A 22,881-nucleotide genomic window follows, 5' to 3' on the forward strand; every position below is an offset into this window, starting at 1 on the left:
GTCGGGCATGTTCGGTTCATCGGATACGTTGAACGCCTTATGAGCGCAGCACAGACTCCCGTGATCATGTACACCACCACCTGGTGTGGCTACTGCGTGCGTCTGAAGAAGGCGCTTCAGGCCGAGGGCATCGCGTTCACCGAGGTCGACATCGAGAAGGACCCCGCGGCTGCGGAGTTCGTCGCGTCGGCCAACGGCGGCAACCAGACCGTCCCGACGCTGAAGCTGCCCGACGGTTCGACCTTGACGAACCCGACCGCGCGCGAGGTCAAGGCGAAGCTCGGCGGCTGAGCAATCAGTCGAGCGCGGCCCAGGACTCGATGATCTCCCGCGCGATTGAGATCGACCCGGGCAGCAACAGCCGTGACGGCGAGTCGCTGCTCCAGTCGCCGTGGTCGAGGGCCTCGCGGATCTCGGCTCGGGTGAACCAGCCGGCCTCGCCGATCTCGCCGTCGTTGAACGACATCTCCTGCTCGGGATCGCCGATGGCGTGGAACCCGACCATCAGCGACCGCGGAAACGGCCACGGCTGGCTGCCGAGGTAGGTCACGTCGGTGACCGTCAGCCCGATCTCTTCGGAGATCTCGCGGGCCACGCAGGTCTCGAACGACTCACCGGGCTCGACGAACCCGGCCAGGATCGAGAACAGCCGCTCCGGCCACACCGCCTGGCGGGCCAGCACCGCGCGGTCGTGCCCGTCGTGCACCAGGCAGATGACCGCGGGATCGATACGGGGAAACTCCTCGCGACCGCTGACGGGGTCGATCCGAGCCCAGCCGCCCCTCGCGGATTTGGTCGGTGAGCCGTCGACGGGGCTGAATCGCGCGCTGTCATGCCAGTTGAGCAGTGCGGTCGCGGTCGCGACGAGTTGCGCGCTGACGTCGTCGAACACCTGACCGGCCCGGCGCAGGTCGAGCACCTCGGTTTGGGTGTGCGGGTCCTCCGGCCCCTCGAGCGCACCGCGGATCCCCCACACATGCCTGCCGTCGTTGAGCCGGCCGAGGAAGACCGCGTTCTCCGGCGGTCGATCGCCCAGCTTGGATGCCTCGCCGAGAACGACGCTGCCGTCGGCGATCAGCACCTGGTTGCGGCGGTCGACGCGCAGCACCAGCGCGTCGGGCCATCCGGCCAGTGCGGCGTCGACGTCGGTGCGCAGGGCGTCGGCGCGGTCGGCACCCACGCGGGACAGCAGCGGTATGTTGCGCAGGCAGAAACCGCTAAGCCTCATCGATCGGAGTCTGCGCTGCGGATGAAGAGAAGCCGGTCGCCAGTCTCCACCGAATCAACTTGAGGATCGTCGACGCGCAACAACTTCCCGCCACGAACGACCCCGAGCACGATGTCGGACAGGTGCCTCGGTGACCCGCCCGCCTCCTTCGGGGTCACTTCCCGCTCGGCGATCGCGAATCCGGCATCGGGAGTCAGCAGATCCTCCATCATCTCCACGACGCTGGGCGTCTTCACGGCGATGCCCAACAGCCGGCCCGCCGTCTCTGAGGTGACGACCGTCGAATCGGCGCCGGACTGTTCGAGCAGGTGCTGGTTCTCGGCTTCCCGCACCGCGGCGATGATTGTGGCCTTCGGGGCGAGCTCGCGTGCGGTCAGCGTGACAAGAACGGCGGTGTCATCACGGTTAGCGGCGACGATGATGGCCTTCGCGTGCTGGGCACTGGCCAGTCGCAGGACCTCGGAGTCGGTGGCGCTGCCTCGTACCGTCACCAGCCCTGCGCTCTTGGCGCGTTCCAGCGCCACGGGATTCTCGTCGACCACGACGATGTCAGCGGGCGCGATCTCGTCACCGACCATGGCGGCCACCGCCGTCCTACCCTTGGTGCCGTATCCGATGACCACGGTATGGTTGCGCACCTTGTTCCTCCACTGTTGAATCCGAAACGCCTGGCGCGACTCGGTTGTCAACGTCTCCACGGTCGTACCGATGAGGACGATCAGGAAGGCCACCCGCAGGGGCGTGATCACAACGATGTTGACGAAGCGCGCGCCTTCGGTGACCGGCGTGATGTCTCCGTAGCCTGTCGTCGACAGCGACACTGTCGCGTAATAGAAGCAGTCCAGCAACGACAGGCCGTCGGTCTGCGTGTCCCGATAGCCATCGCGATCGATGTAGACGATCAACACCACCGCACAGAGCACGCCCAGCGCGATGACGATGCGCTTGGTGATGCGAACCCACGGGCTGGGCACGTCTCGAGGGATCGTCACCCGATCCACGAGCGAGTGAACGGGTTGCTCGGCTAGCGGCTGGTTGATCCGCCCGAGACGTCGCCGGAGGCTCCCCCTAGCCACGAGGGTCCGTCACCGCATGGGACTGCCGCATCAGCACAATGTAATCATGACCTCTCCCCCGCCCGAACTGCAGCAAGTGGCCAGCCCGTCGCGCGCCTACCGGATGGCGGCCGGCCTGCTGGGTATCGGGACGTTGCACTTCGTCGCGCCCAAGCCGTTCGACGACATCATCCCCGCCGAGCTGCCCGGCAGTCCGCGGTTCTACACGTATGCCTCGGGCGTCGCAGAGCTCGGGGTGGCGGGCCTGCTGCTGGCGCCGAGGACGCGACGCTTCGGTGCGTTGGTTGCGGCAGCACTGTTCGTCGCGGTGTTCCCCGGAAACGTCAACATGGTCCGGTTGTGGTGGGACAAGCCGCTGCCGATGCGGTTGGTCGCGATCGCGCGCCTGCCGCTGCAGATTCCGATGATCGTCCAGGCCGTGAAGGTCTACCGCGAGTCTTAGGCCTTCTAGGCCGCCTCCAGCAGGCCGGCGAGTTCGTCGACGTCGGGCAGCGACTCGGGAGTGACGGTGATACCGCTGCGCACATAGTGGAACGCCGCCCGCACCGACTCGACGGGACATCCGTGCAGCGCGGCCCACGCCACCCGGTACACCGCGAGCTGAATCGCGTTGTACTGCAGGGCTTCCGGGGTGCTCGGCGGCTCGCCCGTCTTCCAGTCCACCACGGTGGCTCCGCCGTCGTCGTCGGTGAACACGGCGTCGATGCGTCCCCGGACCACCCGACCGCCGATGACCATGTCGAACGGCACCTCGACGTCGACCGGAGTGCGCGCCGCCCACGGCGACACCGCGAACGCCGCCTGCAACTCGGCGAGTTCCTCGGCCACGGTGGCGTCATGATCGACCGCACCCGGCAGGTCGTCGAGGTCGAACAACCGCTCGGCGTGGTAGAAGCGTTGCACCCAGTCGTGAAATGCTGTGCCCAGCAACGCATGTGGATCCGGACGCGTCGGCAGCCTGCGGCGCAGCCGCCGCGAGACGGCTTCGGGGTCCTTGCCGAGCTCCACCATGGTGCTGACCGACACCTGTAGAGGAAGCGGAGGCGCCGGCGGTTCGACGACCCGGGTGCGTTCGGCGATGAGCGCATCGACGTCGGCCTCCCACCCTTCTGCGGAGTCGATGGGTTCGTCGTCGCGGGCGTTCGACATCGCCTCCGCCACAAGCGTGGCCCCGCGCGCCACGTCGGCGCGGCGCGCACCTGCAGGATCCGCGGGCCAGACAGCTTCAACCACCTTGTCCCGCAGCGGGTTCGGTTCGCCATCGAGTGGGGCTGGTGCCCAGTGTTCGACGACACCGCAGGGCTCGGCCTCGTCGGCGGACTTGTCGATGATGTCTTTGAGCTCACAGAGGAACTCCGACGGGCCGCGAGCCTTGCTTTCCGACGCTCCCCAGTGGTGGCCCGACAGCAACAGGGTGTCCTCGGCGCGGGTGAGCGCCACGTAGAGCAATCGGCGTTCCTCGTCGATGCGGCGCTGTTCGAGGCTTCTCTTGTGCTCGCCGATCACGTCGGACAACCGCTTGCGGTCGTTGACGTCGCTGGTATCGAGCACCGGGACGCCGTGATCGGAGAGCGTGGCCCGGTCGCCGCGCAGCAGCGGAGGGAGGTCGCCGGCGTCGGTGAGCCAGGTGCGGGCGGTTCCGGTCGAGGGAAAGACGCGGCCGCTGAGGTGCGGAACGGCGACTACCTGCCATTCGAGTCCCTTCGCCGCGTGGATGGTCATGATCTGCACCCGGTCGGCCGCGACAGACCCTGTGGCCGGGGCCAGGCCGTTCTCCACCTCCTCGGCGGCGTCGAGGTAGGCAAGCAGGCTGCTGACATCGGCGCCGGGACGGTCGGCGAAGTCGGCCACCACATCGGCGAACGCGTCGAGATGTTCGGTGCCCGACCAGCCCGCCGTGACGGGGCGGCGCGCGCGTACCTCGGTGTCGATGCCGAGCACGCGGCGCACCTCGGAGACGAGCTCAGGAAGCGGGTGCGACAGATGGGCGCGTAAAGCGGTCAGCTCGCGGCCCAGCGCGACAATCCGTGCGTACCCCGTCGGCGAATATTCTGCGGGCACACCGGGATCGGTGACCGCTTCGGCGAGGCATGCGGTATCGGCGTCGGGGGCCGCTTGGGCGGCGATGCGTTCGGCGGCCCCGGCGGGGGCTTCGGCTCTGTCGTCGAGGTGTACAGCGCGCCGCCACAGCGCGGTGATGTCGCGGCCACTCAGCCGCCACCGTGGCCCGGTGAGGACCCGCATGGCCGCGCTGCCCGCGGTCGGGTCGGCCATCATCCGCAACATCGCCACCACGTCGGCGACCTCCGGCACACCGAGAAGGCCGGCCAGCCCGACGACTTCGACCGGCACCCCGCGGGCGGTGAGCGCTTCGGCCATCGGCGCGGCATCGGCGTTTCGACGCACCAGCACGGCCGTCGTCGGCGCCGACACCCCGTCTCCGCGCGACCGCTCGAAGATGTCGGCGATATGGCCGGCCAGCCACTCCCGTTCGGCTGCAACGTCGTTCAGCAGGGCGCACCGAATGGTGCCCGGCGGGGCGTCCGGTCTGGGCAGCAGTGAGCGCACCGCCACCGAACGGCGCCGCGCCTGGGCCGACACCGCATTGGCCAGATGCAGCGCGCGAGGCGGATTGCGCCAGCTCGTGCGCAGCTCCAGGGTGGGCGCCGGCGTGCCGTCCGAACGGGGGAAGTCGGTGGTGAAGCGCGGCAGGTTGGTGGCCGATGCACCGCGCCATCCGTAGATCGACTGGATGGGATCGCCGACCGCTGTCAGTGCGAGGTCGTCGTCGGCTCCGCCGCCGAACAATGACGACAAGGCGACCCGCTGTGCATGTCCGGTGTCCTGGTACTCGTCGAGCAACACCACCCGGTAGCGCTGGCGCAGTAGCTCACCCACATGCGGGAAGTTCTCGGCCAGCCTGGCCGCCGAGGCCATCTGCATGCCGAAGTCCATCACCTTGTCGGCCCGCATCCGCTGGTGCAGGGCGTCGATCACCGGGACCAGCTCGGTGCGCTCGGTTTGGGTGGCCAGCAGCCGCAGAAGCCACTGGCTTGGGCCCCGGTCGCGTTGGTACGGACCGGCGGGCAGCGTATGCACCAACCGCTCGAGCTCGACGTGTGTGTCGCGCAACTGGTCGGTGTCGACGAGGTGCTCGGCGAGCTGACCCGCCAGCCGCAGCACCATCGACGTCACCGCCGCGGGTGTCTTCTCGGTATGCAGTTCGGGGTGCTCGCACACCACGCGGAAAGCCAACTGCCACAGCTCGGTTTCGCTCAGCAGCCGGGTCTCGGGCTCGACCGGCAGCAGCAGGCCGTGTTCGCGCAACAGGTTGCCGGCGAAGGCGTGATACGTGCTGACGGTCGGTGGTTCGTCGGTGACGACGCCGCCGCCGTCGAGGAGGCCGGCGCCTGCGAGCCGGGCCAGTCGGGTGCGGACCCGACGCAGCAGCTGTCCGGCGGCCTTGCGGGTGAAGGTGAGGCCGAGAACCTCGCCGGGGCGGGCGAACCCGTTGGCGACCAGCCACACCACCCGCGCGGCCATCGTCTCGGTTTTGCCCGCGCCTGCGCCGGCGATGACCACGAGAGGTCCGGGCGGGGCAGCGATCACGGCGGCCTGCTCCGCGGTCGGCGCGAAAAGGCCGAGGGCCGCGGCAAGTTCGTGTGGACTGTATCGCGGGGTCATGGCTGTCCTCCGGTCGCGGCCTGGGCTGGGCACATGGCCCGGACGGGGCAATGCCCGCATCCGTCGTTGATCCGCGCGACGAACTCCGGACCCTGGGTGGCGGCCGCTGCCGCGCGCACGGTGTCGCGCCACTCGGCGTGCTTCTCCGGTGTCAGCGCGTCCTGTGTGCGCTCTGTGGGCCCCGATGCGCAGGTCTTACCGAGGTATACCAATCGGCCGCCACCCGGTGAGTCCCCGCGCCCCAGCAGCCCTTCGGCGATGGCCAGTTGATACATCGCCAGCTGGGCGTGGTTCTGCGCGTCGTCCTTGGTCACCGGGCTCTTGCCGGTCTTGAGGTCGACCACGACGAGCCGGCCCTCGCTGTCGCGTTCGAGGCGGTCGACACGTCCGCGCACACGCACGTCGGGTCCACCGTCGCCACCGTCGATCACGACACCGTCGACACCCACCTCGCTGCCCGCCTCGGTGAGCTGGCCGCGGGTCTGCGCACGCCACTGCTCAAACGTCGCCAACATCGCACGGTGCCTGTCGAGTTCGTTGTCGGCAAACCAGCGTGACTCGAACGGCAGCTTGGGCCAGATCTTCTCGAGCTCGTTGACCATCTGGCTCTCGGTGCGCCCCGGATCGGCGACGAGGGCGTGCACCAGCGAGCCGACCGCCGAGCGCACGTCGCGACCGTCGGCGCCGCCGTGCCGCTCCAGCAGCCAGCGCAATGGGCAGTCGGTGAGCATCTGCAGCGTCGACGGCGACAACGTCACGGTGTGGCCGTCGCCGCTCCACAATGGATCCTCGCTGGACAGCGGAGTCGTCGACTGCCACTGCGCCGGGTCGGCGCCGGGCACACCGGCGGCCGCCAGCCGCGCCAGCAGTGTTGCCGCGCAAGCCCTTGCGGTGTCGTCGACCGCGTCGTCGGACGCGCACACCACGGCGCGCAGTCGGCCGACCAACGCCGCGGGGGCGAGCACGCGCGGTGCGCTGACCGGCTCGGTGATGTCGGAATCGCGGTCGTCGGCCCGCATGCCCAACTCGTAGCAGAACGCCGACGGGAGCAACGACTCGTCGCCACTGTCGCTGTCGACCGCCGTCACCAACAGGCGGCTGCGGGCACGGCCCATCGCGGCGATGAGCAACCGGCGTTCCTCCGCCAACAGCGGCGCTCGGGTCGACACGCTTGCAGCGTCCTGGGTGACACCGTCGAGCAGGTCGACGAGCTGCTGGGTGGCCAACACTCCGCCACGCGGAACGGTGTTGGGCCACAGGCCTTCCTGCACACCGGCGATGACGACGAACTCCCATTCGCCGCCCATCGCGGCGTGGGCGCTGAGCACGGCGACCGCTTCGGTGTCCACGCGCTCGTCGCGGGCGGGCGACCCGAGACCAGCGACATGGTCGATCAACCCGCGCAGCGTCGCTCCCGCGGTGCGGTTCACGTACTGCTCGGCGACGTCGAAGAGCGCGGTGACGGCGTCGAGGTCCCGGTCGGCCTGCGCACCGGACACACCGCCGCGTTCACTCGCAGCCAGCCAGCGTCGTTGCAGCCCGCAGCGCTGCCAGGCCTGCCACAGCGTGTAGCGCGGATCGGCATCCGTCTCGGCGCTGCGCCGGGCCGCCGCCAGCACCTTGCGCACGCGATCCAAGGGCCGGCCCAGGTTCTCCGGCAATCCGTCGACCCGGTGCTCCAACGCCTCGACCAGCAGATCGCCGAAATCTCGTGGCGGTTGCGAGCCGTCGATGCGTCGCAGCGCGCGCCGAAGCTGGCGCAACGAAACCGGATCGACGCGGCCGATCGGCCCCGTCACCAGCGTCACCGCCTGCTCGGCGTCGAGTCCCAGCGACGTTGCCGCCAGCACGGTGAGCAGCGCCTGCACGGCGGGTTGGTCGCCGAGCGGCGTCGCAGGCGAGGGCGCGTCCACGGGGACTCCGGCCGCGGCCAGTGTGCGGGCCAATGCCACACCAAGGCGGGGCATCGAACGCACGACGACCGCCATCCGGGACCACGGGAGGCCATCGACGAGGTGCGCCCGTCGCAGCGCGTCGGTGATCATCGCCGACTCCGCGTGCGGAGAGGCCGCGATGCGCACGGCCAGTGCGCCTGCGGGGCCGGGCGCCCCGGTGAGCACGCGGCCCTGGTCGGCACCGGGCAGTCGTCGTGCGACGTCGGTGATGGCTTCGGCGATCGCGGGTGCGCAGCGGTGCGACTCGGTCAGCACGATCGCCGGCTCGTCGCCGCGCAGCAGTGCCGGGTCGGCGCCGCGGTAGCCGAAGACCGCCTGATTGGGATCACCTGCGAACACGGCCGTTTCGGCGCCCTGAGCCAGCACCCGGACCAAAAGAGCCGCCTGCGGATCGAGCTGCTGTGCATCGTCGACGAGGAGGATCTTGACGCGGCCACGTTCGGCGGCCAGCAGTTCGCCGTCGGTGCCCAACGCCTCCAGCGCCGCGCCCACCAGTTCGGCCGCTCCCAGTGCTGGAATGGTGGCCTGCGGTGCCGCCATGCCGACGGCCGAGCGCAACAGCATGATCTGCTCGTAGGCCTGGGCGAACTGGCCGGCCGCCAGCCATTCCGTCCTGCCCGAGCGCCGGCCGATGCGTTGCAGTTCGACGGGGTCGACTCCGCGTTCGGCGCAGCGCGCCAACAGGTCTCGCAGCTCGTTGGCGAAACCGACCGTGCTCAACGCCGGACGCAGATGGTGCGGCCACGCCGTCGCCGCGCGGTCGCCGTCCTCGATGTCGCCGGCGAGCAGCTCCCGGATGATCCCGTCCTGTTCGGCGCTGGTGATCAGCCGCGGCGGCGGATCGCCGTTGCGTTGAGCAGCCAGCCGCAGCATCGCGAACGCATACGAGTGCACGGTGCGCACCAGCGGTTCGCGCACGACCGCGCGGGTGCCGGCCTGTAACAGCGTCGAGGTGATGCGCGCCCGCGCCTGCGCTCCCAGGCGTGCCGAACCGGTCAGCAGCAGAACCGATTCCGGATCGACGCCGGCGGCGATGTGCGCGACCGCCGTCTGGATCAGCAGCGAGCTCTTACCGGTGCCGGGCCCGCCGATCACACGGAAGACGCCGCGCGTGCCGGGATCGATGAGCGCGCTCGGTGTGAGGTCGGTGTGCGGTGCGGACATGTTGGCATGACACCACGGGGGTCCGACAAGTGGCCGTCACCCGAGGGCTGGCAGCATCACAGCCGTGACCGAACTCCTGCACGTTCACCGCTACGGACCGGCCGGGCCCGCACAGGTGTTGGCGATCCATGGTCTGACCGGGCACGGTCAGCGATGGCAGACGCTGGCGACCCGCCACCTGCACGAGTACGCGGTCGTCGCACCGGACCTCATCGGGCACGGCCGCGCGTCCTGGGCGGCACCGTGGTCGATCGACTCGAACGTCGCGGCGCTGGCCGCTCTGCTCGAGAGTCCCGCGGTGGTGGTCGGCCACTCCTTCGGCGGAGCGGTGGCGCTGAATTTGGCTGCCGCCCGGCCAGACCTGGTGTCGCGGATGGTCCTGTTGGACCCGGCGGTCGGCCTGGACGGTGACTGGATGCGCCAGATCGCCGACGACATGTTCGCCTCCCCCGATTACACCGACCGCGCCGAGGCGCGCACCGAGAAGGCGAACGGTTCATGGGGTGAGGTCGAGTCGGCCGAGCTGGATCGCGAGCTCGACGAGCATCTGATCGATCTACCGTCCGGACGGGTCGGCTGGCGGATCAGCATCCCGGCGATGATGTCGTACTGGAGCGAGCTCGCCCGCCCGGTCACGTTGCCTCCCACGGGTATTCCGACGACCCTCGTGCGGGCGGCCCGCACCAGGCCACCGTATGCGACCGACGACGTCGTCACGGCTCTGGCGCAGCGCCTCGGCGCGGACTTCACGTTGCTGGAGTGGGACTGCGACCACATGGTTGCGCAGGCCAAGGCCGCCGAGACGGCGGCGTTGATCCGCGAGCAGCTCGGCTCCTAGCGATGGCGCCGGTCACCGACGAACAGGTGGAGGCCGTGCGCGCGCTGGTGGCCGCGATCCCGCCTGGCCGGGTGTCGACCTACGGTGACATCGCCGATGCTGCCGGGCTTTCCAGCCCCCGTATCGTCGGCTGGATCATGCGCACCGACTCGTCGGACCTGCCGTGGCACCGGGTGATTCGCGCATCCGGTCGCCCCGCGCCGCATCTGAGCACTCGACAGCTCGAACGACTGCGCGCCGAGGGTGTGCTTGCCGACGACGGCCGGGTGAACCTGCGCGCCGTGCGCCACGAATTCTGAAGGTGTCGAGTGTGGGGCTGACGCACGCTCCGAGCGCCGCGCGCGTGCGGGTAACCCACGTTCGGCGTGGCGACGCTTAGAGCACCAGGCCGGCGACGCTTAGAGCACCAGGCGGACCAGAGCCGCCGTTCGCGCCAGACCGGGGAACGCTGCGGCCGTCGACCGCGGATGGAGGGCGTGCACGGCGATGCGGAACATCAACGCGCGCAACAACATCTGCGACCACTCGGGAAGCGGACTCCAGCGTTCGATAAGCCCGTCGTCGGCCTCACCCCAGGACAGCGCGTCGACCACGACGACACCGGCGGCCCACGACGCCGGCCGCCAGTACGGGATGACGTCGGTGATCCCGGGTGCGGCGGTACCTGCGAAAAGCACTGTGCCGTAGAGGTCGCCGTGGACCAGCTGGCTGGGGCTCTTCGTGGGCTTGCGCAGGGTGGCAAGCTGACTGAGCAACTCGATCGAGCGTTGCCCGTCGGCCGACCCCGGCGACACCTTGGCGCCCGGCGGCAACGAGTGCAGCGGCCGTTCCTCCCAGGCGGCGCGGTCGGCCGCGATGAACACATCGACGTCGGCCCACGGCGCGACCGGCGGCTGCGTCAGAAACCTCGGGCGCTCGAGTTTGGCCGTCGCCTCATGCAGTCGCACCGCGGCTGAGACCACCTCGTCGTGGCGGGGTTCCGGCGTCCCGGCGACAAAGGTGTCCGCGCGCCACCCGGCGACCACATACCGCCCGTCGGTCGAACGCACGGGACGCGCCAGGCGCACCCCGTCGACGAACAACGTCTCCCGGACCTTGGCCGACCATGCGGCGCGGGCGTGGTCGGCGACCATCGACACCACCACTTCGCCACAGCGCCAGCCACCCTCCCAGCCGGGCCCGAGTGCAACGGGCTCAACACCGGTCAGGCCGAACGCGGCCAGCACATGATCCGGTGGCCGTTCGACAGTCACCACCTCAGCGTAAGCGGAGTTTCGGCAAACCAGCCGTTAGTACATCACCATGTCGGGTTCGAGTTGTTTACCCCACGCGACGATGCCGCCTTGCACATGCATCGCGTCGGAGAACCCGGCGTTCTTCGCGATCGCCAACACCTCGGCAGAGCGCACACCGGTCTTGCAGTAGAACACCGGCGTCCGGTCGGTCGGCAACTTGGCCAGCGCTTCGCCGGATTCGAAGGCGCCCTTGGGAATCAGCTCCGCGCCCTGAATGCGGTTGATGTCCCACTCGACCTGTTCGCGCACGTCGATTAGCGCCAACGGCTTGCCCGAATCGAGCAGCTCCTTGAGTTCGCGAGGAGTGATGGTCGCGTCGGCCGCGGCCTCGGTGGCGGCGTCGGACACCACGCCGCAGAACTCCTCGTAGTCGATCAGCTCGGTGATCTTCGGGGTCGACGGGTCCTTGCGGATCTTGATCGTGCGGTAGGTCATGTCGAGTGCGTCGTAGACCATCAGGCGGCCCAGCAGCGTTTCGCCGATGCCGGTGATCAGTTTGATGGCCTCGGTGCCCATCACCGACGCCACCGACGCGCACAGGATGCCAAGCACCCCGCCCTCCGCGCACGAGGGCACCATTCCCGGCGGCGGCGGCTCGGGGTACAGGTCCCGGTAGTTCAGTCCCAGCCCGTGCGGGGCGTCCTCCCAGAACACCGAGATCTGGCCCTCGAACCGGTATATCGACCCCCATACGTAGGGCTTGTGGGCCAGCACGGCGGCGTCGTTGACCAGGTAGCGCGTCGCGAAGTTGTCGGTGCCGTCCAGGATCAGGTCGTATTGCTCGAACAGCTCGACGGCGTTCTCGGGTTCGAGCCGGAACTGATGCAGCCGGACGTCGACCAGCGGGTTGATGTCGAGAATCGAGTCACGCGCGCTCTCGGCCTTCGACCGGCCGATGTCGGACTGGCCGTGGATGATCTGGCGTTGCAGGTTGGATTCGTCGACGACGTCGAACTCGACGATGCCGATGGCGCCGACGCCTGCAGCGGCCAGGTACAGCAGCGTGGGCGAGCCCAGCCCGCCGGCGCCGATGACCAGTACGCGGGCGTTCTTCAGCCGCTTCTGCCCGTCCAGGCCGAGGTCGGGAATGATGAGGTGACGGCTGTAGCGCGCCACTTCTTCGCGGGTGAGTTCGGCCGCCGGTTCTACCAGCGGCGGCAACGGTGTCGACACCGTGTTTCTCCTTGATCCACCTGATTCAACGTCTATGACCATCACAGCAGTTACGACATTCAACAGCAACGAGTGGCGATCGCTTCCCGCAGGCACGCACGCTCGCGGCCGGTGAACGTGCGCAAAGGGGTGAAAATCCGCGGTGGGTCGTGCGCAGACACGCACGCTCGCGGAACTGAGGACTAAGGAGGTCAGGCGATCGGGTACGGCCAGGGGTTGGGTTTGCAGGTGTGATTGTCGGGTTGGACCGATTGCGGGTCGAAGCGCGCGGCGTCGTTGTTGTTGGTCGAGAATGTTTGTTGCATCATGACCGGCGCGAGTTGGTCGTTGCCCCCGCACGGCTCGTGCCGTTGGTAACCGATAGCGTGGCCGACCTCGTGGTTGATCAGGTACTGCCGATACGAGCCGACGTCACCCTGGAAGGGCACCGCACCGCGCACCCAGCGCGCCTCGTTGATGAACACGCGCGGCTGCCCGTCACGGTAGGCCGGGTTGTAGCAGGACGCCTCCAGCTGGATGTCGTAGCCGCAGCCCTCGCGCACGGTCATCGGCGTGCTCAGCGACACCCGGAAGTCCGGTTCGATTCCTGACGTCCCGTCGATGCGGGTGAAGGCGAACTGTGGATTGTGGGTCCAGCTCTTCGGGTTGGCCAGCGTCTCGGTGACCATGCGGGCGAACGCCTCGTCGCCGCCGAATGTCGTGGTGTCGATGCCGTCCTCGACCTCGACGGTGTAGGTGAACACCTTCGCGGTGCCCTGGCCGACCTGCGAGGTCGCCCCGGGCACGACGTGCCACGTCTTGGCGCCGGCCTCGGTGAACGGGCCGCCTTGGGGCAGGATTCCGGTCGGCAGGTCCGCGTCGAACTGGGTCAACCCCTTGGGCGGGGCACCGATGATCGCGGTGCTGGCCACCCCGATGGTCGGCGGGCCCTGCACCGGACCTTCGGCCTGCTTGGGTGCGGGCGCGCCGGTGCCGGTGACGGTCTGGTAGACGACGACCGCGGTCAACACGATCAGGACGGGCAACGCGTAGGCCCGCCAGCCGTATGTGGAGACGAAGCGACCGAGCCACGACTGCTTGCGAAAGCCGCGGTGCTCGTCGCGATTGGACCTCACCCGTCCCGAGCTCTCGGCGAGTGGATCGCGTTGGGCGCGCAACGGCTCGCGCCATTCGTTGCGCAGCGCGGGCACGCGGACACCCCCGCCGGGTTCGGGACCCATCTGTCCTCCTCGCGTACGGGAGTCGTAGGTCACCGCAACAGGATGACACAGGCCGACGTCCTCATACTTTCGGCGCGCCATCGACCGCCTCCAGCGCTGTGATCCGCGCCTCACCTGCATGCTTTATCAACGGTAGTAAGGTCATTGCGATAACCGGTGCCCGTCGACGCAGATGAAGGATGTGATGAGCGATCTCGCCAACACCGCCGCGAGGAGAGGCGCGCAGTCTGGCGGCGAAGTGTTGAATCGGCGCGGCGGCAGACTGCCGCGCGATGAGCGTCGAGGGCAGCTGCTGGTCGCTGCCAGCGAGGTTTTCGTCGACCGTGGCTACCACGCGGCGGGCATGGATGAGATCGCCGAGCGCGCTGGGGTCAGCAAACCCGTTCTCTACCAACACTTCTCGTCCAAGTTAGAGCTTTACCTGGCGGTGCTGGCCAAGCATGTGGAGAACCTCGTCTCCGGTGTGCGTCAGGCGCTGCGCACGACCACCGACAACCGGCAGCGGTTGCGCGCGGCGGTCCAGGCGTTCTTCGACTTCATCGAGCACGACGGCCAGGGATACCGGTTGATCTTCGAGAACGACTACGTCAACGAACCGCAGGTCGCCGCGCAGGTGAAGGTGGCCACCGAGGCGTGCACCGACGCGGTGTTCGACCTGATCAGCCGCGACTCCGGGCTCGAGGCGCACCGGGCCAGGATGATCGCGGTCGGCCTGGTCGCCATCAGCGTCGACTCCGCGCGTTACTGGCTCAACAACGACCGCCCGATCTCCAAGGACGACGCGGTCGAGGGCACGGTCCAGTTCGCTTGGGGCGGACTGTCACACGTGCCTCTTACCCGGTCTTAGATCCGATCCCGACCCCGAAGCCGACGCGCCGGACATCGGCAGCGCCGATCTCCACGTAGGCGATCTTGGACGTCTGCACCAGGAAGCGCCGGCCCTTCTCGTCGGTCAGGGCCAGCACACCCGAATCCTTGGCCAGCGCCTCGGTGAACAACTGCTCCACCTCGCTGGGTGTCTGCGCGCTGTTGAAGCTCAGCTCGCGCGGGCTGTCCGTAACACCGATCTTGACCTCCACGCCGTGGGCCCCTTTCGTCTTAACGAAGAACTTGAGCCAAGGCTAGTGGACGACCCGCTGACCGACCGCACCACGCCGGTGAGTTCGCGGTCGGCGAAGCGCCGAGACCTACGGCGACCGAACCGAGTCCGGACCGTAACCAACACACCAGCCGCTGAACCTCATCTGTCACTTCTGCCTCGATAGCATCAGGCGCGGCAAGATCTTCTACGCTCAAGACGACACCGGGAAAACCCACATGAACAGGTCTTACACCGCGCACTCACCGTATTCGCTGGCCCCGACGGAGCGGATCCCCAGCTACTCCGATTACCCGGAACCGCCCGCTGAAGACTTCGACTACGAGTACCCCGGTTCCCCCGAGTTCGAGGACTACGACGACTACGAGCAGTCATACGACGAGGAGAGCATCGACCGACGCTGGATGTGGGTCGCCGGCATCGCCGGGGTGATCCTGTTCATCGCGATCGGCACCACCGGCATCATCCTCGGCGGGGGCGACAGCGGTTCGGTGTCGGCCACCGCGACGTCGGACGCGCCGGTGCCGTCGGGCGCTCCCGCCACCACCGCGCCGAGCGCGGGCACGGCAGCGCCCATCGTCCCCTCGCTGCCGCCGGAGACCGTCACGACGGTCACCCCGAGCGCCGAGACGACCCCACCGCCCGCACCGAGCACGACGGCACAGGCCGCGGTTCCGCCGCCCACACCGCCGTCACCGCGCACCGTGACCTACCGGGTGACGGGTAACCGCCAGCTGCTCGATCTGGTGACCGTGATCTACACCGACGGCCAGGGCGCGCTGCGCACCGATGTCAACGTCGCCCTGCCCTGGGTCAAGCAGGTGGTCCTCGACCCGGGCGTGGAACTGAAATCGGTCACCGCGACCAGCGTCGGCGGTCAGCTGAACTGCAGCATCCTCGACGCTGCGGGCACGCTCATCGCCGCGCAGAACAACAACTCGATGATCGCCACCTGCACCCAGTAGGTCAGGCGAGGCCCAGCTCCTCCATCCGAGAGGCGTGTGTCCGCTGGAGCCGGTCGAAGAACTCGGTCATCTGGGTCAGACCTTCACCGCTGGCCAGCACCAGGTCGACGAGCTCGTCGTGATCGGCCATCACGAACTGCGCCTGGGTGATGGCCTCACCGAGGAGCCGCCGCGACCACAGCGCGAGCCGATGGCGCTGCCGGTCGCTGGCCGTCACCGCCGCGCGCACCTCAGCGACGACGAACTGGGAGTGGCCGGTCTCCGAGAGCACCGCGCGCACCACGTCGGCGACCTCGTCGGGCAGCGCGTGGGCGATCTCGAGGTAGAAGTCGGCCGCAAGGGCGTCACCGACGTAGGTCTTCACCAGTGCCTCGAGCCAGGTGCTCGGGGTGGTCAGCCGGTGGTAGTTCTCAAGGGCGGACGCGTATTTCGTCATCGCTGGCACGACGTCGACTCCGCGGTGCTCGAGCGCGTCGCGCAACACCTCGTAGTGGTTCATCTCCGCGGCCGCCATGCTCGCCATGTTGATGCGCCCCCGAAGGTTCGGCGCCATGCGCGCTTCGTCGGTGAGGCGGTAGAACGCCGCCACCTCGCCATAGGCCAGCAGCGCGAAAAGCTCGTTGACGCCGGGATGGTCGGCCGACACATCCGAGGTCGCCGAGTCGGTCTGCCCGGGTGCCGGAGGCGTCGTGTTCATGGGCCCAACAATAAACGCCGACAGCGGGTGGCTCGTCGAGCGAGCGCCGCCAGGTACGATGGGTGCGGGCGGTGGCATTTTCAAGGCGACTGCAAGACATATGCAGAGCCCGCCGCGACCCAAAGAAATGTGCGTGCACGCAGTCGGTCCGCCTACCTCAGTGCAGGGCCTTGGTCTTCACGGGCCAGCTTTTGTCGAACTCGTGCGCGCGTGGAAGCCATGAGGACGACAATTGAAAGGCCTCGTTTTCGCGTATGACGCATCTCAATCCCACCTTCGCTGAACTGGGAGTTCGCGACGAAATCGTTCGCGCTCTCGCCGAGGACGGCAAGCAGCATCCATTCGCCATCCAAGAGCTGACCATGCCGATGGCGTTGGCCGGCGACGACCTGATCGGCCAGGCCCGCACAGGTATGGGCAAGACGCTGGCGTTCGGCGTACCCCTGCTCCAGCGGATCACCACTGACGCCGACCGCCCCCTGACGGGCGTCCCACGGGCCTTGGTGGTCGTACCCACCCGCGAACTGTGTCTGCAGGTGTACGGCGACCTGGCGGCCGCCGCGAAGTACCTCACCGTCGGCGACCGCAAGCTGTCGGTTACGTCGATCTACGGTGGTCGGCCCTATGAGGGACAGATCGAGGCGCTCGAGAAGGGCGTCGACGTGGTCGTCGGCACACCGGGCCGCCTGCTCGACCTTGCCCAGCAAGGGCACCTGAAGCTGGGCGGACTTTCCATGCTGGTGCTCGACGAGGCCGACGAGATGCTCGACCTGGGCTTTTTGCCTGACATCGAGCGGATCTTGCGCCAGATCCCCGACAGCAGGCAGTCGATGCTGTTCTCGGCGACGATGCCGGATCCGATCATCACGCTGGCCCGGACCTTCATGAACCAGCCGACGCACATCCGCGCCGAGGCCCCGCACTCGGCGGCCACCCACGACACCACCGAGCAGTTCGCCTACCGCGCGCATGCCCTGGACAAGGTGGAGATGGTCGCCCGCATCCTGCAGGCTGAGGGTCGGGGCGCGACGATGATCTTCACCCGCACCAAGCGCACCGCCCAGAAGGTCTCCGACGAACTCGCCGAGCGCGGCTTCAAGGTTGGCGCGGTGCATGGCGACCTCGGTCAGGGCGCGCGCGAGAAGGCGCTCAAGGCGTTCCGCACCGGCGAGATCGACGTACTGGTCGCCACCGACGTCGCCGCGCGCGGCATTGACATCGACGACGTCACCCACGTCATCAACTATCAGATCCCCGAGGACGAGCAGGCCTACGTGCACCGCATCGGCCGCACCGGGCGCGCCGGCAAGACCGGTGTCGCGGTGACCCTCGTCGACTGGGACGAGCTGGCGCGCTGGACGATGATCGACAAGGCGCTGAACCTCGGCTGCCCCGATCCCGCCGAGACGTATTCGAGCTCACCGCACCTCTACAGCGAACTGGGCATTCCCGCCGATGCCTCCGGCACCGTCGGCGAGCCCGTGAAGGTGCAGAGCAGCAGGCGCGCCCCGGCCGAGAAGTCCGATGACCGCCCCGCGCGCAACCGCAACCGCACGCGTCGCCGCACCCGCGGCGGCAAGTCGGTCACCGGTCATCCGGAGGCGTCCCCGACGTCGTCCGAGCAGGATTCCGGCGAGACGGGCGAAGGATCCGGCGACACGGCTCCTGCCAAGCGCAGGCGCAGGCGCCGACCCCGCAAGGCTCCGGCCAGCACCGGCTAACCCACCGCCTCCCCCGCGATGGTCAAACCCGAACGCCGCACGCGCACCGATGTGATGGTGGCGCTGGCGATTGGCGTCGTGGTTGCGGTGACGGCCGGGCTGGTGTGGTGGACCAGCGACGCGCGGGCCACGATCAGCAGGCCCGCCGACGGCCCGGTTCCGGCACTGACCCCCGCCAAGGCGGTTCCGCAGTCGCTGCGGCAGGTGTGGAGCGCACACAGCGGAGCCACCACGATGCCGTTGGTAGTCGGCGGCGCGGTGGTGACCGGCGACGGACGGGCCGTCGAGGGCCGCGACCCCGCGACCGGGACCACGCTGTGGAGTTACGAACGTGATCTCGACCTGTGCGGGGTCAGCTACGTCTACCAGTACGCGGTCGCGGTCTACCCCGACACCCGCGGCTGCGGCCAGGTCAGCACGATCGACGCCAAGACCGGCATGCGCGGTCCGGCGCGGTCGTCCTACGCCGACCCCTCGGTGACCCTGTCGTCGGACGGCACCGCGGTGCTCTCGGCGGGTGAGAACCGGCTTGAGTTGTGGCGTTCCGACATGGTCCGAATGCTGAGCTACGGCGCCCTGGACGCGCGCATCAAGCCGGATGTCCCCTCGCAGCCGCTGTGCCGGCTGGTGTCCGCACAAGCGAGTTCGAGCGCGGTGTCGGTGCTCGAGGCGTGCCCACGGCAGCCCGATCTGCGCCTGACGCTGCTGCGGCCCTCCGATGAGGAGGACACCCCGGAGTTGAGGTATGTCCAGCAACCGGGTGTCGCGCCGGATTCAAGCGCACGCGTGGTGGCCGTGGCCGACACGATGACCGCGGTCTACGTGCCCACACCCAAGCCCGTGGTCAACATCGTCGACGAGACGGGCGCGACGGTCGCCAGCACCCCGGTGCCAAGCCCGCCGTCGCCGCAGGCCACGATGTCGCGGGCGGGCGACCTGATCACGTGGTGGACCGGTGACAGCGTAATGGTGTTCTCCGCCAACGGATTCGAACACCGCTACACCGTCACGCCCGAGGGCCGGAACAAGCCGCTGGGGCCGGCGACGATCATGGCGGGGCGGTTGCTGGTCCCCGTCACCGACGGCTACGACGTGTTCGACCCGACGACCGGGCAGGGCGAACGCCACATTCCGCTGCCACGGCCGCCGAGCGCGGCGCCGGTGGTGCCCGCGGTGGCCGGCTCGATGGTGGTCGAACAGCGCGGCGCGGAACTGGTGGCGCTCGGCCAGTCGTGACTTGGGTGCACTACCAGTCGCGCAGCGATCGGTAGTGCACCGAAATCGCTATATCTCGGGGGCGAATGTCGGCATCGGTTTGCCGTTCTTCCAGTGCTTGAGCAGCGCGGTGGCCAGCTCGCGGTAGGCGGCGGCACCCTTGTTTTTGCGGCTGGCCAACACCGACGCGCCCGAGGCGCTGGCTTCGGCGAACCGGACGGTGCGCGGAATCGGCGGCGCCAGCACCGGCAGGTCGTAGCGGTCGGCGACGTCGAGCAGCACGTCGCGGCTGTGGGTCGTACGCGAGTCGTACAGGGTCGGCAACGCACCCAACAGCTTGAGGTCGGCGTTCGTGATCGCCTGGACATCGGCGATGGTGCGCAGGAACTGCCCGACGCCGCGGTGCGCCAACGTCTCGCACTGCAACGGCACGATCACCTCGTCGGCGGCGGTCAACCCGTTGAGCGTGAGCACGCCGAGCGACGGCGGACAGTCGATGATCACGACGTCGTAGTCGGACCTGCCCGATGAAGACGACGCCCCAGCTCCGACGCCGAGCTTGGCCAGTGCCCTCTTGAGCGCGTACTCGCGCCCGGCGCGCATCAACAGCATGGCCTCGGCGCCCGCAAGGTCGATGTTGGCGGGCAGCAGTGTCATCCCCTCGGGTGTCTCCAGCAGGGCGGCGTCGGGTTCGACCTCGCCGAGCAGCACTTCGTGGATCGACACCGCCAGCTTGTCCGGGTCGTGGCCCAGGGAGAACGTCAGGGACCCCTGCGGGTCGAGGTCCACGAGCAGGACCCGCTTACCCGTCTCCTGAATCGCCGCACCCAACGACGCCACCGTCGTCGTCTTGGCTACCCCACCCTTTTGATTGGCGACCGCAAGTACTCGCGTCACGGTGCCCATCGTTGCATGGCTCGGGACACCGCGACCGACCGTGCGGCAGAATCAGTGAGCGTGGCCCTTTTGGAGCACCGCCTGATCCTGCTTCGTCATGGCGAAACGGAGTGGTCGAGAAGCGGTCGGCACACCAGCCACACCGATCTCGAACTGACCGCGGCCGGCGTGGAACGCGCCAAGCTGGCCGCCGATGCGCTGGCCGAACTCGAACTGGACAACCCGCTGGTGCTGTCCAGCCCACTGCGGCGTGCGGTGCAGACCGCCGAACTGGCCGGGCTGAGCATCGACGAGGTGTCGCCGCTTCTGCGGGAGTGGGACTACGGCCGCTACGAGGGGCTCACGACACCCGAGATCCGCGAGACCGTCCCGGACTGGCTGATCTGGACGCACGGCGCCGACGGCGGCGAGAGCGTGGAGACGGTCACGCAGCGCGCAGACCGCGCCCTGGAGTCGGCGCTGAGCCACATGACGTCGCGCGACGTCGTGTTCGTGGGCCACGCGCACTTCTCCCGCTCGATGATCGCGCGGTGGGTCGAACTGCCGGTGTCCGACGGGATCCGGTTCGCCATGGCGGCCGCGTCGCTGGCCGTCCTCGGCTTCGAGCACGCCATGCGCCAGATCATCGCGCAGGGACTGACCGGCCATCAGGATCCGTGTAAACCACGGTGACCCGCGAACCCTCCTTCGTCCTGGCCTCGCGCGGCGCCGTCGTCGCCGAGGGAGTACACACCGCGTTTCCGAAGGTCGCCGAGGCGCGAGCGGCGCTGGCATCGCACAGCGCCCCGATCATCGTGGGGGCGTTGCCTTTCGACATGACCAAACCGGCGGCGCTGATCCGCCCGCAGAGCATCCAGTTCCTCGACGCGCTGCCGGACTGGCCGCTACGCCAGATGCCCGGCGTACAGATAGCCGAGGCGCTGCCGGACCCCGACGAGCACCGCGCGCGGGTCGCCAGCGCCGTCGACCGGCTCAACAGCCCGTCGAGCGGGCTGCACAAGGTCGTGCTCGCCCGGACCCTTCGGCTGGCCGCCGACGGACCGCTGGACGCGCGCACCGTCCTGCACCGGCTCGTCAGCGCCGATCCCGCGGCCAACGGGTACCTCGCCGACCTGACCGCCGCGGGCGGTGGCTACTCCGGGAGCGTGCTGGTGGGCGCCAGCCCCGAGCTGCTGGTGGCCCGCCGCGGCGATCAGGTGGTCTGCGCACCGTTCGCAGGTTCGGCGCCGCGCTCTCCCGACCCCGAAACCGACGACGCGAACGGCGCCGCGCTGGCCGCGTCGGCGAAGAACCTTCGCGAGCACCAGTTCGTGGTCGACACGATCCGCGACGCGCTCGAGCCGCTGTGCGCCGACCTCGAGGTGGCCGCCGAACCCGCGCTTCGCAAGACCGACTCGGTGTGGCACCTGGCCACCCGCATCACCGGCACACTTCGCGAAAGATCGATCACCGCACTGGATTTGGCCGTCGCGCTGCACCCCACGCCGGCCGTCGGCGGGGTGCCCACCGCCGATGCGGCCGACCTGATCGCCGAGCTCGAAGGTGACCGCGGTTTCTACGCCGGTGCGGTGGGCTGGTGCGACCAACGCGGCGACGGCCGATGGGTGGTGTCGATCCGCTGCGCTGCGCTGTCGGCGGATCGCCGTACGGCCGAGGCGTATTCGGGCGGCGGCATCGTCGCCGAATCCGATCCCGACGACGAAGTCGAAGAAACCACAACCAAATTCACCACGATCCTCGCCGCGCTGGGCGCCGCAACATGACGGAGCTGATCCGCCGGGCGCGCCCCGGCGACGAGCGCGAACTGACCGCGATGGTCCACGAACTCGCCGAGTTCGAACACGCCGCGCGCGAGTGCACTGTCACCGAAGACCAGATGCGCCAAGCGCTTTTCGACGAACCGGCCGCCGTTGCGGGCCACATCGCCGAGGTCGACGGCCAGGCCGCCGCGGCGGCGCTGTGGTTCCGCAACTTCTCCACATGGGACGGTGTCGCCGGCATCCACCTCGAAGACCTCTACGTGCGTCCGCAGTTCCGCAGGCGCCGGCTGGCCCACAAGTTGCTGGCCACTCTGGCCCGCGAGTGCATCGCGCACGGTTACACCCGGCTGTCGTGGGCGGTGCTCGACTGGAACGTCAACGCGATCGCGCTCTATGATGTCGTCGGCGGCAAGCAACAGACGGACTGGATCACTTACCGCGTCTCGGGGCCCGAACTGTCGGCGCTGGCCGCAGAATCGCCGTGAGTTCCCACCCATTCCAGGGTCGAGGGACTGAACAGCAGTGCCAGCGTCACCACCGCCACCACGCCGATGGGCGCCGCGTACCACCACTGGTGCGAGCCGACGCCCATGTAGTAGACGACCGGTAGGAGCAGCAGCTGGGCGAACACGGCGATGCCGCGCCCCCACCGCCTGCCCGTCCACAACGCCCACGCCGCGGCAAGCACACCGGCGCCCATGATCGCGAACCACAGCGCGGTGCCGTACTTGTTCAGTCCGGACTCTTCTGCCCTGCCGAATCCGCTCACCACATAGACCAGCGCCGCGACCAGGGCAACCGCGCCCTCCACGGCGACCAGGACAGCGGCTTGGCGCACCGTCGTCGGAGATGGAACGATCACGCCCTCGAGCGTAGAGGGGCGCGCAGAACCGG

At 68.8% G+C, this 22,881-nt stretch carries 22 protein-coding genes; 11 read left to right on the top strand and 11 right to left on the bottom strand.

Going from position 1 to position 22,881, the window contains the following annotated elements; genetic code table 11:
- The first annotated feature begins 39 nt into the window (after positions 1-39).
- The gene (locus AAHH99_RS09850) at positions 40-291 is read left to right on the top strand and encodes a mycoredoxin (RefSeq protein ID WP_418768480.1); all 252 of its coding nucleotides are present in this window, start codon (positions 40-42) and stop codon (positions 289-291) included.
- Positions 292-295: 4 nt separating this feature from the next.
- Here the strand turns inward: AAHH99_RS09850 and nudC are convergent, their stop codons facing one another.
- Both nudC and AAHH99_RS09860 read right to left on the bottom strand, forming a co-directional pair.
- Positions 296-1,228 (bottom strand): NAD(+) diphosphatase, encoded by a 933-nt coding sequence (nudC, locus tag AAHH99_RS09855; RefSeq protein WP_418768481.1) that lies wholly within the window; start codon positions 1,226-1,228, stop codon positions 296-298.
- Positions 1,225-2,304 (bottom strand): potassium channel family protein, encoded by a 1,080-nt coding sequence (locus AAHH99_RS09860; protein WP_418768482.1) that lies wholly within the window; start codon positions 2,302-2,304, stop codon positions 1,225-1,227. Before AAHH99_RS09860 ends, nudC begins: the two co-directional genes overlap by 4 nt.
- A gap of 46 nt (positions 2,305-2,350) precedes the next feature.
- On the opposite strand from AAHH99_RS09860, the gene AAHH99_RS09865 reads away from it, so the two are divergent.
- A complete protein-coding gene (locus AAHH99_RS09865; RefSeq protein ID WP_418768483.1) occupies positions 2,351-2,746 on the top strand; it encodes a hypothetical protein in 396 nt (131 codons plus the stop codon).
- 5 nt (positions 2,747-2,751) lie between these two features.
- Here AAHH99_RS09865 and AAHH99_RS09870 read toward each other — a convergent pair whose 3' ends face one another.
- Positions 2,752-5,988 carry an ATP-dependent helicase gene (locus tag AAHH99_RS09870; RefSeq protein WP_418768484.1) on the bottom strand — a complete coding sequence of 1,079 codons (3,237 nt, stop codon included), beginning with the start codon at positions 5,986-5,988 and terminating at the stop codon, positions 2,752-2,754.
- On the bottom strand, positions 5,985-9,107 hold the full coding sequence (locus AAHH99_RS09875) for an ATP-dependent helicase (protein WP_418768485.1): 3,123 nt from the start codon (positions 9,105-9,107) through the stop codon (positions 5,985-5,987). Before AAHH99_RS09875 ends, AAHH99_RS09870 begins: the two co-directional genes overlap by 4 nt.
- A gap of 64 nt (positions 9,108-9,171) precedes the next feature.
- Here AAHH99_RS09875 and AAHH99_RS09880 point away from each other — a divergent pair, with 64 nt between their 5' ends.
- Both AAHH99_RS09880 and AAHH99_RS09885 read left to right on the top strand, forming a co-directional pair.
- Positions 9,172-9,945 carry an alpha/beta hydrolase gene (locus tag AAHH99_RS09880; protein WP_418768486.1) on the top strand — a complete coding sequence of 258 codons (774 nt, stop codon included), beginning with the start codon at positions 9,172-9,174 and terminating at the stop codon, positions 9,943-9,945.
- Positions 9,946-9,947: 2 nt separating this feature from the next.
- Positions 9,948-10,244, top strand: coding sequence for an MGMT family protein (locus tag AAHH99_RS09885; RefSeq protein ID WP_068196881.1), 297 nt, complete (start codon positions 9,948-9,950; stop codon positions 10,242-10,244).
- A 99-nt stretch (positions 10,245-10,343) separates the two neighbouring features.
- On the opposite strand, the gene AAHH99_RS09890 is transcribed toward AAHH99_RS09885, so the two are convergent.
- From AAHH99_RS09890 to AAHH99_RS09900, 3 genes are all read right to left on the bottom strand, one after another.
- Entirely contained in the window at positions 10,344-11,198 is an 855-nt protein-coding gene (locus AAHH99_RS09890; protein WP_418768487.1) for a TIGR02569 family protein, read from the bottom strand.
- Positions 11,199-11,234: 36 nt separating this feature from the next.
- Complete coding sequence (gene moeZ, locus AAHH99_RS09895) at positions 11,235-12,413, bottom strand: adenylyltransferase/sulfurtransferase MoeZ (protein ID WP_418768488.1); 1,179 nt, start codon at positions 12,411-12,413, stop codon at positions 11,235-11,237.
- A 191-nt stretch (positions 12,414-12,604) separates the two neighbouring features.
- Positions 12,605-13,633: a DUF3152 domain-containing protein gene (locus AAHH99_RS09900; RefSeq protein ID WP_418768489.1), complete on the bottom strand. Its 1,029-nt coding sequence runs from the start codon at positions 13,631-13,633 to the stop codon at positions 12,605-12,607.
- Between the two features lie 184 nt (positions 13,634-13,817).
- Between AAHH99_RS09900 and AAHH99_RS09905 the strand changes: the two genes are divergently transcribed.
- Positions 13,818-14,480, top strand: coding sequence for a TetR/AcrR family transcriptional regulator (locus tag AAHH99_RS09905; RefSeq protein ID WP_418768490.1), 663 nt, complete (start codon positions 13,818-13,820; stop codon positions 14,478-14,480).
- Here AAHH99_RS09905 and AAHH99_RS09910 read toward each other — a convergent pair.
- A complete protein-coding gene (locus AAHH99_RS09910) occupies positions 14,467-14,712 on the bottom strand; it encodes a DUF3107 domain-containing protein (RefSeq protein ID WP_064394334.1) in 246 nt (81 codons plus the stop codon). The two genes, AAHH99_RS09905 and AAHH99_RS09910, sit on opposite strands and share 14 nt — an antisense overlap.
- Before the next feature lie 238 nt (positions 14,713-14,950).
- Here AAHH99_RS09910 and AAHH99_RS09915 point away from each other — a divergent pair, with 238 nt between their 5' ends.
- Positions 14,951-15,697, top strand: coding sequence for a hypothetical protein (locus AAHH99_RS09915; protein WP_418768491.1), 747 nt, complete (start codon positions 14,951-14,953; stop codon positions 15,695-15,697).
- A 1-nt stretch (position 15,698) separates the two neighbouring features.
- Here the strand turns inward: AAHH99_RS09915 and AAHH99_RS09920 are convergent, their stop codons facing one another.
- Positions 15,699-16,394 carry a ferritin-like fold-containing protein gene (locus AAHH99_RS09920; protein ID WP_068196876.1) on the bottom strand — a complete coding sequence of 232 codons (696 nt, stop codon included), beginning with the start codon at positions 16,392-16,394 and terminating at the stop codon, positions 15,699-15,701.
- Between the two features lie 254 nt (positions 16,395-16,648).
- Between AAHH99_RS09920 and AAHH99_RS09925 the strand changes: the two genes are divergently transcribed.
- Both AAHH99_RS09925 and AAHH99_RS09930 read left to right on the top strand, forming a co-directional pair.
- Positions 16,649-18,115: a DEAD/DEAH box helicase gene (locus tag AAHH99_RS09925; RefSeq protein ID WP_418768492.1), complete on the top strand. Its 1,467-nt coding sequence runs from the start codon at positions 16,649-16,651 to the stop codon at positions 18,113-18,115.
- 18 nt (positions 18,116-18,133) lie between these two features.
- The gene (locus AAHH99_RS09930) at positions 18,134-19,351 is read left to right on the top strand and encodes a hypothetical protein (RefSeq protein ID WP_418768493.1); all 1,218 of its coding nucleotides are present in this window, start codon (positions 18,134-18,136) and stop codon (positions 19,349-19,351) included.
- A 48-nt stretch (positions 19,352-19,399) separates the two neighbouring features.
- On the opposite strand, the gene AAHH99_RS09935 is transcribed toward AAHH99_RS09930, so the two are convergent.
- A complete protein-coding gene (locus tag AAHH99_RS09935) occupies positions 19,400-20,236 on the bottom strand; it encodes a ParA family protein (RefSeq protein WP_418768494.1) in 837 nt (278 codons plus the stop codon).
- A gap of 6 nt (positions 20,237-20,242) precedes the next feature.
- On the opposite strand from AAHH99_RS09935, the gene AAHH99_RS09940 reads away from it, so the two are divergent.
- Genes AAHH99_RS09940 through AAHH99_RS09950 form a run of 3 tightly spaced genes read left to right on the top strand, consistent with a single transcriptional unit; the run spans position 20,243 to position 22,472 of the window.
- Complete coding sequence (locus AAHH99_RS09940) at positions 20,243-20,899, top strand: acid phosphatase (RefSeq protein WP_418768495.1); 657 nt, start codon at positions 20,243-20,245, stop codon at positions 20,897-20,899.
- Positions 20,896-21,990, top strand: a complete 1,095-nt coding sequence (locus tag AAHH99_RS09945) for an isochorismate synthase (RefSeq protein ID WP_418768496.1) — start codon at positions 20,896-20,898, stop codon at positions 21,988-21,990. The genes AAHH99_RS09940 and AAHH99_RS09945 overlap by 4 nt, the downstream gene beginning before the upstream one ends.
- Entirely contained in the window at positions 21,987-22,472 is a 486-nt protein-coding gene (locus AAHH99_RS09950) for an N-acetyltransferase family protein (RefSeq protein WP_418768497.1), read from the top strand. Before AAHH99_RS09945 ends, AAHH99_RS09950 begins: the two co-directional genes overlap by 4 nt.
- Here AAHH99_RS09950 and AAHH99_RS09955 read toward each other — a convergent pair.
- Positions 22,421-22,849, bottom strand: coding sequence for a hypothetical protein (locus tag AAHH99_RS09955; RefSeq protein ID WP_418768498.1), 429 nt, complete (start codon positions 22,847-22,849; stop codon positions 22,421-22,423). The genes AAHH99_RS09950 and AAHH99_RS09955 overlap by 52 nt on opposite strands.
- Positions 22,850-22,881 lie beyond the last annotated feature (32 nt).

It is taken from the genome of Mycobacterium neumannii (assembly GCF_048452905.1).
GTDB classification, from domain to species: Bacteria; Actinomycetota; Actinomycetes; order Mycobacteriales; family Mycobacteriaceae; genus Mycobacterium; species Mycobacterium neumannii_B.